Source organism: Bacillus proteolyticus, from assembly GCF_001884065.1.
Lineage (GTDB): Bacteria > Bacillota > Bacilli > Bacillales > Bacillaceae_G > Bacillus_A > Bacillus_A proteolyticus.
The window spans coordinates 1-16,341 of sequence record NZ_MACH01000011.1; the positions used below are offsets into that span (position 1 = coordinate 1).

Here is a 16,341-nt window from a genome sequence, read left to right on the forward strand (position 1 = left end):
AAAAAAGGGACAGATTAATTTACCGAATCAGTCTGTCCAAAATCAAAAAGAGTTCATTCATCAAGTGTTTGGACTTATAGCATAAAATACGATTCCGTTAGGAATCTACTATTATTCGTGTCCTTCTTCAAATATTTGCACCAGAACCCTGTTCCTTATTCAACTAAATAGCAGGTTAGTTGAAGTTTATTTTGGTTAATATAGGAATTTTGGGATGCCCGCTAGAATATAAAAAATATAGATTGTATTATAGGAGGTATATAATGAAACAAAACATTTATGATAATCCGTTTTTCTTTAAAAATTATAAGTCATTACGTGAAAATGGATTTACCTTTAATGATTTTGTTGAACAGCCAGCAATTAAATCTATAATTGCTAATCTTACAGATAAGTCTGTATTAGATTTGGGATGTGGAACTGGTCATTTTTCTATGTACTGTGTAGAAAATGGTGCCTCGAAAGTTATAGGAGTGGACATCTCAAGAAACATGATTGAACAAGCTGAAATGTATAACAAAAACGAAAAAATAGATTATATGTGTGTACCAATAGAAGAACTTAATTTGCCAAATCAAAAATTCGACTTAATAACAAGTTCTTTAGTTATACATTACATAGAAGATTACTCACATCTAATTAAGAAAATAAGGGATCTGTTAAAAAATGATGGTGAATTTATCTTTTCAACAGAACATCCAATAGTAACAGCTCGAAAGGAAATGAATAATTGGTTTAAGGATAATAATGGAAATAGATTGCATTGGGCATTAGATAATTACCAGGAAGAAGGAAAAAGGGAGGAACATTGGTGGATAGATGGTGTTGTTAAATATCACAGAACAATTTCAACATTAATTAATACTCTTATAGACAACGGTTTTGTAATTGAGAAAATTATTGAGCCAGAGTCAACTCCAGCAGGATTAGAAAAAATGCCAGAATTAATAAATGAAAAACGGAGACCATCTTCTATTATCATTAAATCAAGAAAATATTGAGATTAAACCCTCGTTGATTAACTTCCGCTTTCGAAAATTATGTAGATAAGCTGTCCATATGGACAGCTTATTATATTTTTTGCTTAGCATGGTTTTTTCCAAAATGCTGGCGGTACCCCATCGCTATCAAGCTAAGAAATACATTATTCCCCAAAACAAAAAATATATATTTTTAGAACGTACTACAACTTCTGTTTGGTTACTAAAGTATCTAAAAAAACAAGGTCAACGCCAGCCCTGAAACTAGGTTTAACCGATAAACAATTTACTTTAACCGATATTAATAAACTGGACAATCATCCTCTTTTAAAAAGGATGAGTTTTTTAGAGGTTCCTGTGGAATTTTATGTTAAACTTACTATGAAGATTACGAAAATTCATTCTTCAATAAACGGGCAAGATTATTGAACAAGTTTTATGAACTTTAGTGGTAGCATCATTAGTGAAATGCTTTATAACAACTAATTAAGGAGGGATAGAATATGAGAAATAACTTTCAAATCGTTGCGTTACAAGAGAAGGAGTTTAATAACCTATTTCTAATGAATGAAGAAGCATTAAAAAGTATCGGGGCAGTCAAAATAATAGCAAATAAAAATCCTGGATATCCTTGCAGGATAAGTTTGAAGGATGCAGAGGTAGGAGAAGAGGTAATCTTACTGAATTACCAATATCATAGTGTTAATTCGCCTTATAAAGCAAGTGGTCCTATATTTATACGAAAGGGAGCAACTACCGCTAAGCTAGATGTAAATGAAATTCCGCTTATGTTACATCATAGGTACCTATCTATACGCGGCTACAATGCTGAATCAATGATTGTAGAAGCGAGGGTTACAGAAGGTGTAAATTTAAGAGAAAATATAGATGAAATTTTTGATAATAAAGAAGTAGAATATATTCACATTCTTAACGCTAAACCAGGATGCTATAACTGCCTTGTTAATAGAGTGTGAAAAAATTGAAAATGCAAACTTCTATTATCCTATAAGGGGTACCACCAATCGCTATCAGGCTACTTCAACAAACCCTCCCCTAAAATGAAAAAATACGCTATTCTTTTTGTAGAATCATAGGAAAGGATGGCGTTTTTGTATGTCTATTTCTGTATCTGATGAATTACAACTATTTGCTCAAGAGATTCAAAGTTTTTTATCTCCAAATACCTTACGGGATCTTGCTAGAGATGTTGGTTTTGTAGGTTCTGGTGCATATTCACTTATTTTTGATAACAAAAGTAGGGATATATAGAAATATCTACTTGTAGAAATAGGGAAATTTCTATATTTAAGATTATTAGAAAGTTTATACCTCCCCAGAAGTCCCTACTTCAAACAGTTCGTAAAGCTGTTAAATGGCGAGAGTACAATATGAGATTTTCTTAACATAAACAGATAACCCTTTAGATAATTAAATCTAAAGGGGGAAATTTAATAAATTGTATAGCTGTACTTCATGATTCTAGGATGTATCTAAGAAGATGAATAAGAGTTTTCTTTTTCGAGAGTAGATATAGGAAGATTTATATTAACTGTTGTTCCTTTTCCTACTTCACTTTCAATAAGTATCTTTCCTTGGTGCTTCTCAATAATTTTATAACAGATCATTAATCCTAAACCGATACCATTTTCTTTGAGACTATAAAATGGTTCTCCTAGGTAAGGTATACGTTCCTGTTCAATTCCACACCCATAATCAGTAAATCGAATGTTTACCTGGTTTTGATCAGGCACATATTCGATTTGAATCAAGATTTCCCCTCCCATTGGTGTTGCTTCAATCGCATTTTTTAAGATATTTATAAAAGCTTGCTTCAATTGATTCTCTTCACAAAGTATGAATGAAGTATCAGACGTAAACTCAGTTGTAATTTGTATGCAATTCATAATTGCTTGAGGCTCAAGTAACATTACAATTTGCTTCGTTAATACATTCAGGTCATTAGTTTTAATTTCTAATGCCTCGGGTTTTGCTAATGTCATAAATTCATTAGTAATACTATCTATACGTTCAACCTCTGCTAACACTATATCTATATAATGCTCAGTGTTCTTATTTTCCATTGATTTTAATAACTGCATGAACCCTTTCATTGCTGTTAAAGGATTTTTAATTTCATGAGCAATTGCAGTGGATAATTGACCTACTACAGCAAGTTTTTCCGATTTTCGTAATAATTCTTCTGTTTTTAACCGTTCTGTGATATCTCGAGAGATACTCAAGAAAACATTTTTGCCATTCAAGTTAAAAACACGGACACCAAATTCAGTTGTTATTGTTCTCCCTGTCGGAAAAACAAATTCATCTTGCAAAGTGAAAGAAGTTTGCCCTTCTCTAATTTTTTCTATCACTCTTTTGATTATCGGAGAATCTGGCGGAACGTTACTAGGAAATGGAATCGAAAGAAGCTCTTCTCTACTATATCCAAATCTTTTACACGCAACAGGATTTACTTCAATAAATCGAGCCGGAAGTTGATCCTCATTTAGCTCTACTACATATACTGCGTCAGTTGCTTGTTCGATGAGCGCACGGTATTTCATTTCACTGTCTCTTAATTGTTGATGTAATTGACGGCGTTCTCTTTCTGCTTGTTTCCTTTCAGAAATGTCTCTACAAATTCCTGATAAAGCAATTATATTGCCCCTTAAATCTAGAATTGGTGAAACCGTCACGTTTACATCAATTAGAGTTTTATCTTTTCGTTGTCTAACTGTTTCTAACCTAGTAATAACAGGATCTTGTATATTGGTATTACTAATATTTTTGATTAACTCTAAAGTTTCATTCATTAAAAAATCAGGTACGCAAGGTAATTTTTTTCCTACTGATTCTTTTTCTGACCAACCAAATATCTTCTCATAAGCTTTATTCGCTTGCAGCATATGTCCATCTAAATCAAATATAGTGATAGCATCTACGTTATGATTAATAAACGATTCCAGTCGTTCTTTCGTTACCTTTAGTTCATTTTCCGCATTTATTCTTTTCGTTATATCAACAGTAGAACCAACCACCTCAACGACTGTTCCCTCTCTTTTAACTGGCCTAAGAGAGAAAAGTATCATAGTCTCATCATTTGGCCATGGTAGTTCGAAAGTTACTTCTTCACCATCCCATGCCTGTTGATAATACTTTAGTAATCGAGGAACTAAATGGGATGGAATAATGGAAGAATCTATAGTAGGTAAAAGCTTCCCTACAACTTGTTCAGAGTGAAATCCTTGTTGATAAAATAATTGTCCATCACACAGAGTATGAATAAAATTCCCATTTACTTTTTTAAATTTAACAATACCTCCTTGTAGTTCATGTACGGTATCCCTTAATTCCCGCTTTGATTCTAGTAAAGTTTCATTCGCTTTAGCTAGGTCTTGTGTTAAGTAATATAAATTTTGATAGGATTCCATAAGAAAAACACCAATTAAGAGTCCGCAAGATATAAATAATGTACCTTGGATGTCAAGAAGTATAAGTGAGATAGAAGGAAAAAAGAATCCAAATACCCAATGAATTATGGCTAGATAAACAGCTAGATAAAGAAAAACGCTTTTAAAGGGATGGGTATTTTTGAGATATGTTTTGAATATAGTATATATAGTAGCAATTCCTAAAGCGGCTATCAAAGCTGGTCCCCAATCACCACCAAGGTAGAAAATACGCATAAATAAAATAAACATTAACGTAATCCAACCAGCTGTACGACCAAAATAAATAAACGAAATAATAAGAGGAACGGCTCGCAAGTCATAAAACAATCCCATGTGCTTAAAATTAAAAATCATCAAAATAGCAGCTATGATACCTGCATATGTTCCCAAAAATAAATGGATAAATTTATTATCCATTTTCCTTATAAATACTTGAATAAAAATAGCTGAACTAGCTAGGAAAGAAAAAATAGATAGATTAATGAAGAATCCTGTGAACAGCATGCCATATTCCCTCCTTTTTACATGTATTCGACAAAAAGTATAAAAATCCTACAAATTGCATCATAATTAGTCCTATTATTCTAAATCATAAGTCTATATTTGGAGGAGAAATATGAGTAGTGATAAAAATTTAGCCCCTTTTTACTAGGGTTATCAATTGGGTGTGTTGGATAACAATATTTATATAGTTTTCAGCACAAAAAATTTCCATTCCAGATTTATGTAAACATGCATATGTATTTATTTTTTGAATTTCTTAGTTTATATATTATACAAATTAAATGTGTCGAGGTACAAAGAAAAGAGGGGGTATTTTAATTTTTAAATGATTCCTGCCAATTTTTCATAAAAAATGCTTTCTAAAAACTCGCCTTAAAAGCTATGTCCCTGATAGGTACTTTTTTGAATTACTACCTCAACAATCATAAACAATAAATGCAATCTTTACAGAAAAAAAACAACTTGGACAAAGACAAGTTGTTTTTTTCTAAAGGGCACAGCAAAGAAAGAGTGGAGGAAAAAATGCATACACACATGTCAATGATGTAAAGCAAACTAACAAATAAAACTAAAAATTCCGACAATTATATCGCTAAGGGTTTTTGTATACTCTTTCTTTGTAATTATAAGTCTAGCATGAAAATAAAAATAAAACAACAAAAATATACAATTTTCTGTCAAATTCGACATTTTTTTCGCGAGTTACCATTTCCACATTAAGCATCAGTTACTAGAATATTTATTTTTTAAAGGTATCTAGGTATTAATAAGATTTACATAATACCTATTATCGATAACTATGTAAACCTAATAATATTTTTAAAGACTGCTTTTTTTCTGTCCCATCTTGAAAAGATTCTGGATTTACACGTATTTGGGCTGACCTCCATATCCATCGACTTAAGAGTTTTTAATAGACCATAAACCCAGATCCTCCTTTTTCTACAACTAGTTATTTATAAAAGCGCATCTTATTCAAATTTATATTCTGATGCAATTTTTCATATCTAAATAAAAGAAAACTGTATGCAAAGTACGATTAAATTATATTAATAGTTTATTATATTGCATTTAATCATTATAATATTTATAATTACATTAATCCTTTCATTGAAATAATTGAATGTAATTGGCGGAATTCTACTATTTGCGCGTCGAAAACTTCGTGTTTCAATAAAACCACAAATGGTATTACTTCTGGTAAGAATAAGGAGAATTTTTAGAAAGAGAGTGAACTATTCTTGACAATAAAAATAGAGGAAATATATCGAGAAATATTAGATGGAAAAAGAAAAAGTTTTCCCCGTGGTACGTGGAGCGAAGATGTGAATGGCGAATCAAAAAGGAGGGTAACGCGATATTTAATTGAGGAAGTTTTAAAATGGAGCAATGATGATATTAAAGAAGAATGGAACCAGAGTCTTATTACAAAATTCAAATTAACTAGTGTGATGCAGGTTTATCGAAGTAGTCCATATGAGATGTTAAACGCAGCATATCCCAATCGATTTGAACCATGGGAGTTAAAGCATATTCCTAAGTGTTTTTGGACATATGAAAAAGGATTGGAAATATTAAGGAGAATAATTGAAGAAAAAGAAAGGTTAACAGAGTATCAATTACTAAATAAGTATGATTTGAAGTGGTTAATAGAAAATAAACTGGGCGAGGTATGTTCGAGCTATTTTAATGGTAGCCCCTATCAAATGTTGAATGCAGCATATCCCGATCGATTTAAAGAGTGGGAATTGAAATGTGTTCCTAAGAATTTTTGGACTAAGGAAAAAGGGTTGTTGGCCTTACGTTGGTGGATTGAGAAAAAAGAAAAATTAACAAAAGAAGACGTACTTGATGTGCATAGTGGGGAGTGGTTAAGAGAAAGAAATTTAGGTACACCACTGTTGAAGTATTGGAATAACAACGCTTATCAGATGTTAAATGCAGCATATCCCAATGAATATAGAGAATGGGAATTAAAAAGAGTTTCCAATAAATTTTGGAACGATAAAGAAAAGAGTTTAAAGATTTTTAAGCAGATCATCAAAGAAAAGGGCATGTCTCAGGAAGATATAAAGAAACATTATAGTTTGAAGTGGATTGTAAATAACGGATTGAGGACACCGCTCATGAAGTTTTGGTCGGATAGCCCCTATAAGATGTTAAATGAGGCGTATCCAAATCAATTTAAAGAATGGGAATTAAAAGTAGTACCTAATAGGTTTTGGGAAAAAGAGAAAGCGAAAAAAATAATTAAGGATGAAATAAATAAAGCAGGGATATCTGTTTCACAGTTATTAAAAATGGGAGGAAGGAAATGGATGGTGAAAAATAAATTAAGTACACCTTTTAATAAATATTGGGGGGGGAGTACCTCTACGATGTTAAAAGAAATATATCCGAAAGAATTTGAAGTGGAAAATAGTAAGAAAGTGAACTGATTGTATGAAAAGATTGTTATTCAGTACCATATTATTTATTAAGGAAGAGATACACGGTTCTTTCAAACGGATAGGGAAGGAATATATGTCGTGGTGACATTTCAATTTCACCTTCCGTCTCAAAAACTAAGATTACTTTTTATTTTGAGATGGAAGGTTCTTTTCTGTATATCTATTTATTTTATTCATACCATAATATAAACCTTGTAATTTCTAAAAAATAGGATATTCGAATGAATAAAAATCACAATGTAATGCAGATAAAAAACTAGCTTAGAAATTTTTAATTATATCTCAATAAGATAAGAATACTTTTGATTTTGAGACGGAATATTTTTTGTTTTTACAACTACCGATAAGATTACTTATGTAAACTAGGTGATTATAAACTCATATAATTTTATGAGCTTTATCGTTTTCTGTCAGTAGGCGTAAGCCTACGTTTTTGTATACTATGCCGTATTCCATAATACAATTACTGACATCAGAAGTTGCAAACCAATCGCTCTATATAATTAATTCTCATAAGAACGATTACGAATTTCTCCTAATCGATTAAAAAATACAGCCCGAGCAAGTACATGTTTTGCTCCACCTTTATCAAACCTGTACACATTTTCTAAGCACAGGGATCTGCAACCATTCTAATGTATATAAAGTTCTTTTAATCCTTCCTACCATACACAAAGTTGCAGATAAGCTATTCTGCCTTGGATAGGCCGCAATCTTTGCACCAGAACCAGAAAGATTACTACTTTTCACTTACAATTAATAGTTTTGTTTTGAGCACTATATTGAGACTCCCACGACTGAAGTCGCAAGCCCTAATCCTTACGGATTAACGGGTGGGATTCTTGAATGACTAAGTGTTCGCAGTCCATTTCTGTTTTGAACAGCCTTCAAGATGAGGGCATCTCATTGCCCCTCCTAAACCAGACCATATAGGTGCTTAGGCTGATTGACTGTTACCATCAATCACAGTTGCGTAGCGAATATTCATCGCCCCAACGATATCACGATGTTTCTCAAACCCACATTTACAATTGTATTTTCTGTCTTGTGCCTTGTTCTTTTCAGAACATTTTGGACAGTTTTGACTTGTATAAGCAGGGTTCACATATTCAATCTTAATACCAACTAATGTCGCTTTGTACTCGATAAATTGTGCTAAACGATAAAATGACCAAGTATGTAGATTTTTTTCGTTTTTACGGCTTGTTCTTGCCGTCTGTCTAATATTCGTTAGTTGTTCCAATCGAATGACAGATATATTATTATATATTGCAAAATCAATAATTTTACGACTTACTTTGTGATCCTCGTTTTTCATCCATCTTTGTTCTTTATCATTATATTGGCGAATAGCATTCAATTGCTTACCTTCTCCTAGCTGCTTGCGGACACTACGAAACTTACGTTTCATATATTTATTTCGTCTTCCGTTTCCGAAGAAACGAACCCTGTCACCGTCTGTTACTGCAACGGCGGGAACTTTTAGCCCTAAATCGACTCCCATTATCTTTGTTCCTGTTTTTTCGGTTGTAGGAATTGTAACAGATATTTGGGCAATCCATTTGTGAGATTTTTTTGTGATGCGGAGTGTGCCTAACTTGTGTTTTAACAAATTATAGTTACGATTATTCTTATCTACTAATAAAGCACGTATTTTCAAACGAGTTGATTTTTCATTCACCATAAATGGAATCGAGATGTGTGTGAAGTTAAATGAATAATTTTGGTTATTCCATACGCAAACGGGTTTCTTTAAAATCGGAACGATTTTGTATTTACTTTTTTTCACCTTTGCAGAAAACACACTTTTCGCATCTTTAATCGCTTGATTCTTAACCGCACTTGGTAGGTTAGCGAGAACATCTTTTGTACTTTTCTTAGTGCTTTTCTTTAAATCAACCATTTCAGATACAAGTTCATTAATGACTCTGATATATTCGTGGCTACTTTGTTCTAATAAACAGATTTGTTCTTTTGTTGGAAGCAATTTAACTTGAACTGTTATGGTTTGCGACATAAGTTTCACCCCCGTGTTTTTTGATTTTCAACATAATGTTTTATTGTCTCACTTGATACATTTCCAGCAGTAGAAACAAAATAGGAACGTGTCCATAGACTTGGCAGGTGCATAAGGTGAGGAAATTCTTCCCTCAATCGCTTTGATGTCACCCCTTTAATTTTTGCCATTGTATCGGCGGGACTAAGTGTTGGCATTGTATTTAAAAACAAGTGAACGTGGTCTATATCACATTCCATTGCGATAATAACAATATCCAGTCCGTTACATATTTCTTGAACCAACATTTTGAAACGTTCTTCTACTTTTGTGTTTAGAAAAATCTTTCTTCTGTATCGTGGACAAAACACAAAATGATAGTTAATGAATGATACGGTTGTTTTAGTTCTTCTATAATCATTTATCATGGTTATACTGTATCAATTTGTTTATTAAACTGCAACAAAAAGGATAAAAAATATCAACACTTTGGATACTTAAAGTACCACAAACCTTTCGATTTTTAATGGTACTCCGTATCTAACCTCACTATCAGCCCATGCCTAAAGGCGATGGGCTTTCTCGATCGGAAATGGCTGTAATTTTAAAAAAAGTATAAGCGACTTATAATAAGTCGCTTATACGTAAAAATCTATTTTATTTCGGTCAATACATCTCAATTTATTCACTGGTCTTCCCACATTTTGATACACCGTTTCATTCTCTAATACTCCGATTTCAGTCAAAAACATTACATACTTTCGAATAGAAACTCTAGAAACTCCTACTAATTGGGCCATTTCATCTGTTGTAAACGCTTGTCCATGAAGCGATTTGATTTGCTGCCAAATTAGTTGTAGCGTTTGCCTTGTTAGTCCTTTCGGAAGCTCTTTATCGTCAAAGGGCACTCTTTTTTCTTTTTGTAAAATTAGCGAATCTAATTCCGATTGACTAATTTTTGGTTGTTCTTTCATAAAAGTAAGTTTTCCTCGATATACAGTTAATGCCTCTTTAAATCGTTCAAATGTAAATGGTTTAATTAAATAATCTACTACGCCATATTGTAATGCTTTTTTGATACTCCCCATATCATGTACAGCTGAAATCATCATAATATCGATTTCTTTTTCTTGATTCCGAATATGCATTAAAAGCTCAAATCCGGTCTCTTCAGGCATAAAAATATCAAGTAATACTAAATCTACTCGTGATTTCTCTAATACTTCTATCGCTTCTTTAACTGATTTAACTGCATGGACAAGTTCAAACCCTCCCACTTGCTCTAAATAATGTGTATTTAACATTGCCACCATCGGATCATCTTCTACAATCAAAACTTTGATCATCTTATCTCTCATCCCTACTTTTAGGTATTTCAATCGTTATTGTCGTTCCCGTTCCTAACAATGAATGAACATAAATTTCCCCATTTATTCGCTGTATGCTTTCCTTTACAAGATGCAAACCATACCCCCGATTATCACCCTTTGTGGAATAACCTTTTATAAATAATGCATCAATTTCATCCTCTTGTATACCTTTCCCTGTATCTTGTACTGTAATGATTAATTAAAGATGGAGACGAAAAAAAGTTACCTTCACTAGTCAAAAACCAAATAATGAAAAAATGAAAGAAAATGCATTTTTACGCCTTTATATTAAACAAGATGACAAAAAGAAAACAGATATACCAGACACACAAGTTAAATCTTATGAAGAAGTACAAAAAACGGATTTACCTGCAAAAATAAAAGAAAAATTAGGTGTAAAATAATAAATGGTTATCAAAAACAAATAAAAAGGAGTATCTCTTATTTAATAAGAGATACTCCTTTTTATTTTATAAATTTAATTAACAAATATACCGTTTAAGATGTTTTATTTTTAGAATCATATTTTTGCATTATATGCAATTTTATGAGTAATTTAAAACTTTATTGTTGGAAGCATAAAATGGCCGTTTTAGTGTTGTCTATGAGTAAAGTGAATTTTCAAAACAAAAGAAAGTTGCATGATTTTTAAAAATAATACCTAACTAGGTTTATTGGGTGTACGCATTTTTAATGATAAATTGTATTTTAAGAGTTTTTTAGTTTATTTGAGCGAAAGTTCATTTTGTTTCCGTTCTTAAGTTGATGGGCATGTATGGTGCCCCCTATTAAAAGATGTTGTAATCGATTTAGCTCGCGAAGAGAAAAAATAAAGTATACGATAAAAAATACAGTGAAAAAAGGACACCCTCGTCAGATACTCCTAGCAAGCGTGTCCTTTTACACTTTTCTATCAATGAAACTATTATTTTACTCCTACGTCATTCCAAGCTTTTTGCACAGCTTGATATGTCGCGCTATTAACGCCATCGTAATCAGCAACAGATTGTAATAATGCAGCACGTGCCTTGCTGAAATCACTAGTTGGTGTAAGGTACGTTGTTAAAGCACGGTAGTAGATTTTTTCTGCTTTTTCCTTACCAATAGCATTGATTGTTAAATAAGCAGCTTTATTTGGAATACCGCTATTGATATGTACGCCCCCATTGTCTCCTTCTTCTGTTGGTGGTAAATATTGATAGTCATTCATATGAGCAGGTTGGCCATACTTTTCAGGATTTGATAAGCTGCGAAGTGCATCTCCTGCAACTTTTGGCGTAGTTACAGCTTCTCCTAAATCCCAGTTGGCTGGATCAACGAAATATCCAAATACATCAGAAAAAGATTCATTTAGTGCCCCGGATTGATTTAGGTATTCAAGCTCAGCTGACTTGTCAGTTACCGCATGTGTTAGTTCGTGTGCAACAACATCAAGAGAACCTGACAGCGGTGCGAATTGAACACCATCGCCATCACCATATACCATTTGTTGTCCATTCCAGAATGCATTATTGTAGTTGGTCCCGAAATTAATTCCAGAACGAATCGTTGCACCTTTTCCATCAAAACTGTTACGGTTATGAACATTTTTATAATAATCATATACTTTTCCTGCATTAAAATGAGCATCAACTGCAGGAGCTTGGCTCTTATCTATCCAAGCATTATCTGTATCGAATAGAGAGGAATTACTTGGATTTTGCCAATCAGTGCCATGATTAGTTGTAGTTGTCTCAATAACGCCACCATTCATCGGTTTTGTTGTGTCTTTTAAATAGTATTTTCCATATTGACTGCTATAAGTTGTATTCAGGCTTTTTCGATCCCCCAATACGCCGTTGCCGTAGCCTTTTTGCGGAGTATCTGCATCTGTAACTGCATTATATGAATTTACAATTGTTCCATCTTCTGCGTTTACATAGATTTTCCAGTTTGCTCCATAAGGTTTAATGAATTGTAATTGTACTTTATAAGCCAAGTAATAATTTCCGTCTTTTTCATAAACAACTAAATCAGCTTTTTCATTTGTAGATTTTGCGGTTTCTTTCATTTGTTCTAACGGAGTCCCACTTGTTTCTACAAATGTATCTTTTTTTGCTAGATTAATATGTTTCCATGCATTTGAAAGGGCAGTTTCATTTGAAATCTTTGCCTTTGTATTTCCTTTCAAATGGTCAGCGGCAGCGGGATGTACGTCTCCGTTTACCGTTGTTACTTTGCCCTCACGATTTGTATGAACAATGAAACGTGCACCATCAACTGGAACTTTATTAATAGATTGAATGTACACATAATGTTTCATTCCTAAATCATCTGACTTTACTTCTTTCAGTGTTAAGTCAGTTTGTGGGTTGATTTTAAATAATTCCTTATTTTCTTCAAGGAACGATTTTACCTCTTTTTCTGAATCTACTTTTTTATCAGATAATTTCCCTGAAAGGAAAGATGGATTTCCTTGTTCATCATTCCACTTTTTTTGAACGACTTCCATTTTGTCCAAAGCTTCTTGCTGCGATACTTGTTCCTCTGCAAAGGCATTTGAAAATGGAGCCCCTAAAACCATTCCGGTTGCTAGTAATGTAACGACGGATTTCTTCATTTTTATTTCTCCTCTCAATACTATGTATAATAAAGATGCATCTTATTAAAGAATTATACAAAAAAAACGTTATCTTGTTATTATTAATGCAAAATTGCATTTTAAAAATTCTGATATTTTTAATTTTCTTTCTGTTTCTTATTATAGAAATATCCTTTTTTATAATGATTTATGGATAGAGGAATTTAGGGGGAAAGGTGGCATGATTTGAGTACTTATATTCTTATACAATAAAAAAAGAGAGCAACATGCTATATAAGGTTTTGGTGCAAAGACTGTATTTATAGTTCTGGTGCCAAAACTTTGAAGTATATGAAAATGGTCTATCAAACTTGGAAATACTGATAGTACTACTCTTTAAAAGGTGTGTGATCAGTATGGAAAAGGAGAATTTCTTAACTTTCAAGTTGGACCTGTAAAGTGATAATAAAGTTATTTAATTCTGATCTAACAATATAAGAGCCTCGCTACAAATCATATTGTAGTAAGGCTCTTTAAAGTTGTTTAATTTCTAATCATTTAAATGTGTTTGTAGGCAAAAATCAATAATAAAGTTGTTTAAATCTTGTTCAACTAAAGCACCCGTTAGTTCAATAAGAAAAAATTATCTATGATTATTAAAGTGGCCCACCTTCAAAACCAATAGGCCATCCATCCTCTTTAAACTTTACTTTATACTGAAACTCAAAGTGACCATCAAAAATAAAAGCTAAACTAAACCCTGAAAATATATAATCGTCAAAATTAACCATCTTTCCAAAATATATTGTGGATAGATAGTAGTTCTTCATTTCTTGATTAGGGAAGAATTTCTGTAAATATTTTAATGCATTGCTTATATGTAGATGGAGTTCATCGAATATTTTTTCTGCCATTTCGATAATCTCCACATTGGGATTTTCATTATTCCCTTGAATAAAAATCTCCACATCTTCCCATTCTCCAATATTAATACTATAAAACCACCGTTCTTGAATGAGATACTTCTCATTTTCGTATACAGTGGGATTAACTAGGTTTAATTTTTTCACCTCATCTTTAGTTAACGGTTTATCAAGTATAAGCTTTTTATGCAAAATGTTTTTGATATTAGAGACAATATATTTAGATTTGTCTAATTCTAAAGAGTCCATTTTCCACCTCATAAATTATAAAATAAAGTAAATTCCCCCTTAATTATATCATCATCCTTATTCAACTATCCTGCACCGTTAGTTCAAGAAGAATTAAACAACTTTATTATTTTTCAAAGGACTTTATTGTAAATTAAACAAATTTATTATCTCTTAACAGGACCAGGAAAAAATAATGACAAAACATTTGGTACGGAGTGCTTAGATACCTTACGACCAGGAGATTTATGTATTCGTGATTTGGGTTATTTTTCATTGGAAGACTTAGATCGAATGGAACAACGAGGTACATACTATATTTCTCGTTTAAAAAATGCTTATATTGGTGATAAGCAACAACTGTTTGCACGCATCATTTTTAATCGATTAACAGAAAAACACCCAAGAAATAACAAAGATTCTGAGCCACCTATTCCACCTACTACAGAAAAATAGGCGAAAATCTCATCGATATGAGAAGAAAACAGTCTTTGATATTATGGGTGTTGTCTATGAGTATAACCGATTTGAAAAACAAAAGAAAGCTGTATAATTTTTGAAAATGATACCTACTTAGGCTTATTTGGCATGCTCATTTTTAAGGACAAAAAGCATTTTAAGAGGTTTTTAGTTCATATGAACGAAAGTTCATTTTGTCTCCGTTCTTAAGTTGATGGGCATGTATGGTGCCCCCCTTTAAAGCGTCTTTTCTTTATTTTTATAATTTAGTTGTCTGACGTTTGAAAATCATAAATCTTTTCACGAATTGCGGATGCAATAAATTCTTCAATAGAACTGTTCGTTTCTTTTACAATGTTTGTGATTGCATGGTATTCACTGCTTGTTATCGTTACTGCCTTAGTAACACTACTGCTATCTAAATACACGCTATTATTAACACGTCTTGTTAATTTTCCTTCTATTATATATGGGGTTAAACAATCAATCCATTCTACCTGCATTTGCATTGGTAATTGAATAATGGATTGACGTACATCAAAGTACCAAAAACCATCTTCCTCAGAAATCTTAATATTTCTTGGTGATACATACTGTAATACTAAGTCAATTAAGTGAAAAATGTTACTTCGCAATTGATTTGATTTAGGAAAACGAAACTTTACAAACTTTTGGTGATGACTTCTTGGTTTATCAGATAAAATATATGCAGGCTTATACCCCATTTTAATTGAATCTTCTAGTGTCATATTGTTTCCAAACTCATCAATAAGCACAATATCCCCGCGCTTCGGAATGGATATAATGCGTGCTAATTTATTACCTTCCATAAATTTTTGGAACAATACTACATTATATTTTTGTGAGAATGTATACAGCGTATTGGCCTGATCCAATCGCTGTACCAATCCGTTTATTTCTTCCTCATTTACAAATTTAGTCTCACGATTACGATGTTTCTGTATAGTACAAGTCAATACTCCTTCTTCTATCCACTTTTCAAGTTGATACATGCTCACATTATAATCTTTTGCTGCCTGATATAAGGTAATTCCTTCTGTTTCACGATCTTTTTTGAGTTTTTCTATGTCTTCTCGCTTAAATAAAAAGCTACCATCTAAACGCCAGGTCTCTCGATTAATTGGATTTAATTGTCCTTGTTTCATAAGAGTATTAAAAATGAAGCTACTAATTCCTAAATAAGCTTTTACTTCATTCGTGTTCATATTTATTTCCTGTCTTTCAAACATACCTTTTCCTCCTATGTGTAAACTTCTGTTATGTGAAATCAATAATTTTATTATGTAAAGTTAAATTAATAAAAATATATAATGTAAATTTAATTATAACACAATCACAACTTAATTTATTTTTAAAATTATATGAAATTAAAATTCACTTTATAATTAAATTATCTTT

12 protein-coding genes and 4 pseudogenes are annotated in these 16,341 nt (G+C 32.2%); 7 read left to right on the forward strand and 9 right to left on the reverse strand.

Features of this window, described 5'->3' with window-relative positions; all coding sequences use genetic code 11:
- The 4 genes and pseudogenes from BAQ49_RS32005 to BAQ49_RS32725 all read left to right on the forward strand — a co-directional run.
- A pseudogene (locus tag BAQ49_RS32005) lies at positions 1-85 on the forward strand (IS6 family transposase); the annotation flags it as partial.
- A 178-nt stretch (positions 86-263) separates the two neighbouring features.
- On the forward strand, positions 264-1,001 hold the full coding sequence (locus tag BAQ49_RS02645) for a class I SAM-dependent methyltransferase (protein ID WP_071744081.1): 738 nt from the start codon (positions 264-266) through the stop codon (positions 999-1,001).
- A gap of 482 nt (positions 1,002-1,483) precedes the next feature.
- On the forward strand, positions 1,484-1,957 hold the full coding sequence (locus BAQ49_RS02650) for a DUF1203 domain-containing protein (RefSeq protein WP_071744082.1): 474 nt from the start codon (positions 1,484-1,486) through the stop codon (positions 1,955-1,957).
- A gap of 139 nt (positions 1,958-2,096) precedes the next feature.
- A complete protein-coding gene (locus BAQ49_RS32725) occupies positions 2,097-2,252 on the forward strand; it encodes a hypothetical protein (protein WP_165616020.1) in 156 nt (51 codons plus the stop codon).
- 221 nt (positions 2,253-2,473) lie between these two features.
- On the opposite strand, the gene BAQ49_RS02660 is transcribed toward BAQ49_RS32725, so the two are convergent.
- Positions 2,474-4,936, reverse strand: coding sequence for a PAS domain S-box protein (locus BAQ49_RS02660; RefSeq protein ID WP_071744083.1), 2,463 nt, complete (start codon positions 4,934-4,936; stop codon positions 2,474-2,476).
- 1,241 nt (positions 4,937-6,177) lie between these two features.
- Here BAQ49_RS02660 and BAQ49_RS02665 point away from each other — a divergent pair.
- The gene (locus tag BAQ49_RS02665) at positions 6,178-7,374 is read left to right on the forward strand and encodes a DUF4046 domain-containing protein (RefSeq protein WP_071744084.1); all 1,197 of its coding nucleotides are present in this window, start codon (positions 6,178-6,180) and stop codon (positions 7,372-7,374) included.
- 518 nt (positions 7,375-7,892) lie between these two features.
- Here the strand turns inward: BAQ49_RS02665 and BAQ49_RS02670 are convergent.
- The 5 genes and pseudogenes from BAQ49_RS02670 to BAQ49_RS02690 all read right to left on the reverse strand — a co-directional run.
- Positions 7,893-8,103, reverse strand: a pseudogene (locus BAQ49_RS02670) (Tn3 family transposase); the annotation flags it as partial.
- A gap of 220 nt (positions 8,104-8,323) precedes the next feature.
- The gene (locus BAQ49_RS02675; protein WP_071744085.1) at positions 8,324-9,403 is read right to left on the reverse strand and encodes an RNA-guided endonuclease InsQ/TnpB family protein; all 1,080 of its coding nucleotides are present in this window, start codon (positions 9,401-9,403) and stop codon (positions 8,324-8,326) included.
- Between the two features lie 5 nt (positions 9,404-9,408).
- A complete protein-coding gene (tnpA, locus tag BAQ49_RS02680; RefSeq protein ID WP_071744086.1) occupies positions 9,409-9,810 on the reverse strand; it encodes an IS200/IS605 family transposase in 402 nt (133 codons plus the stop codon).
- A gap of 210 nt (positions 9,811-10,020) precedes the next feature.
- On the reverse strand, positions 10,021-10,728 hold the full coding sequence (locus BAQ49_RS02685) for a response regulator (RefSeq protein WP_071744087.1): 708 nt from the start codon (positions 10,726-10,728) through the stop codon (positions 10,021-10,023).
- Between the two features lies 1 nt (position 10,729).
- Positions 10,730-10,951 (reverse strand): annotated as a pseudogene (locus BAQ49_RS02690) (ATP-binding protein); the annotation flags it as partial.
- A gap of 58 nt (positions 10,952-11,009) precedes the next feature.
- Between BAQ49_RS02690 and BAQ49_RS02695 the strand changes: the two are divergent.
- Positions 11,010-11,156 carry a YxeA family protein gene (locus BAQ49_RS02695; protein WP_244159060.1) on the forward strand — a complete coding sequence of 49 codons (147 nt, stop codon included), beginning with the start codon at positions 11,010-11,012 and terminating at the stop codon, positions 11,154-11,156.
- 521 nt (positions 11,157-11,677) lie between these two features.
- On the opposite strand, the gene BAQ49_RS02700 is transcribed toward BAQ49_RS02695, so the two are convergent.
- Complete coding sequence (locus tag BAQ49_RS02700) at positions 11,678-13,351, reverse strand: M4 family metallopeptidase (RefSeq protein ID WP_071744088.1); 1,674 nt, start codon at positions 13,349-13,351, stop codon at positions 11,678-11,680.
- 617 nt (positions 13,352-13,968) lie between these two features.
- Entirely contained in the window at positions 13,969-14,484 is a 516-nt protein-coding gene (locus BAQ49_RS02705) for a hypothetical protein (RefSeq protein WP_071744091.1), read from the reverse strand.
- A 159-nt stretch (positions 14,485-14,643) separates the two neighbouring features.
- Here BAQ49_RS02705 and BAQ49_RS31035 point away from each other — a divergent pair.
- A pseudogene (locus BAQ49_RS31035) lies at positions 14,644-14,889 on the forward strand (transposase); the annotation flags it as partial.
- Between the two features lie 299 nt (positions 14,890-15,188).
- On the opposite strand, the gene BAQ49_RS02715 reads toward BAQ49_RS31035, so the two are convergent.
- Positions 15,189-16,172: a DNA-binding protein gene (locus tag BAQ49_RS02715; RefSeq protein WP_071744090.1), complete on the reverse strand. Its 984-nt coding sequence runs from the start codon at positions 16,170-16,172 to the stop codon at positions 15,189-15,191.
- Between the last annotated feature and the right edge of the window lie 169 nt (positions 16,173-16,341).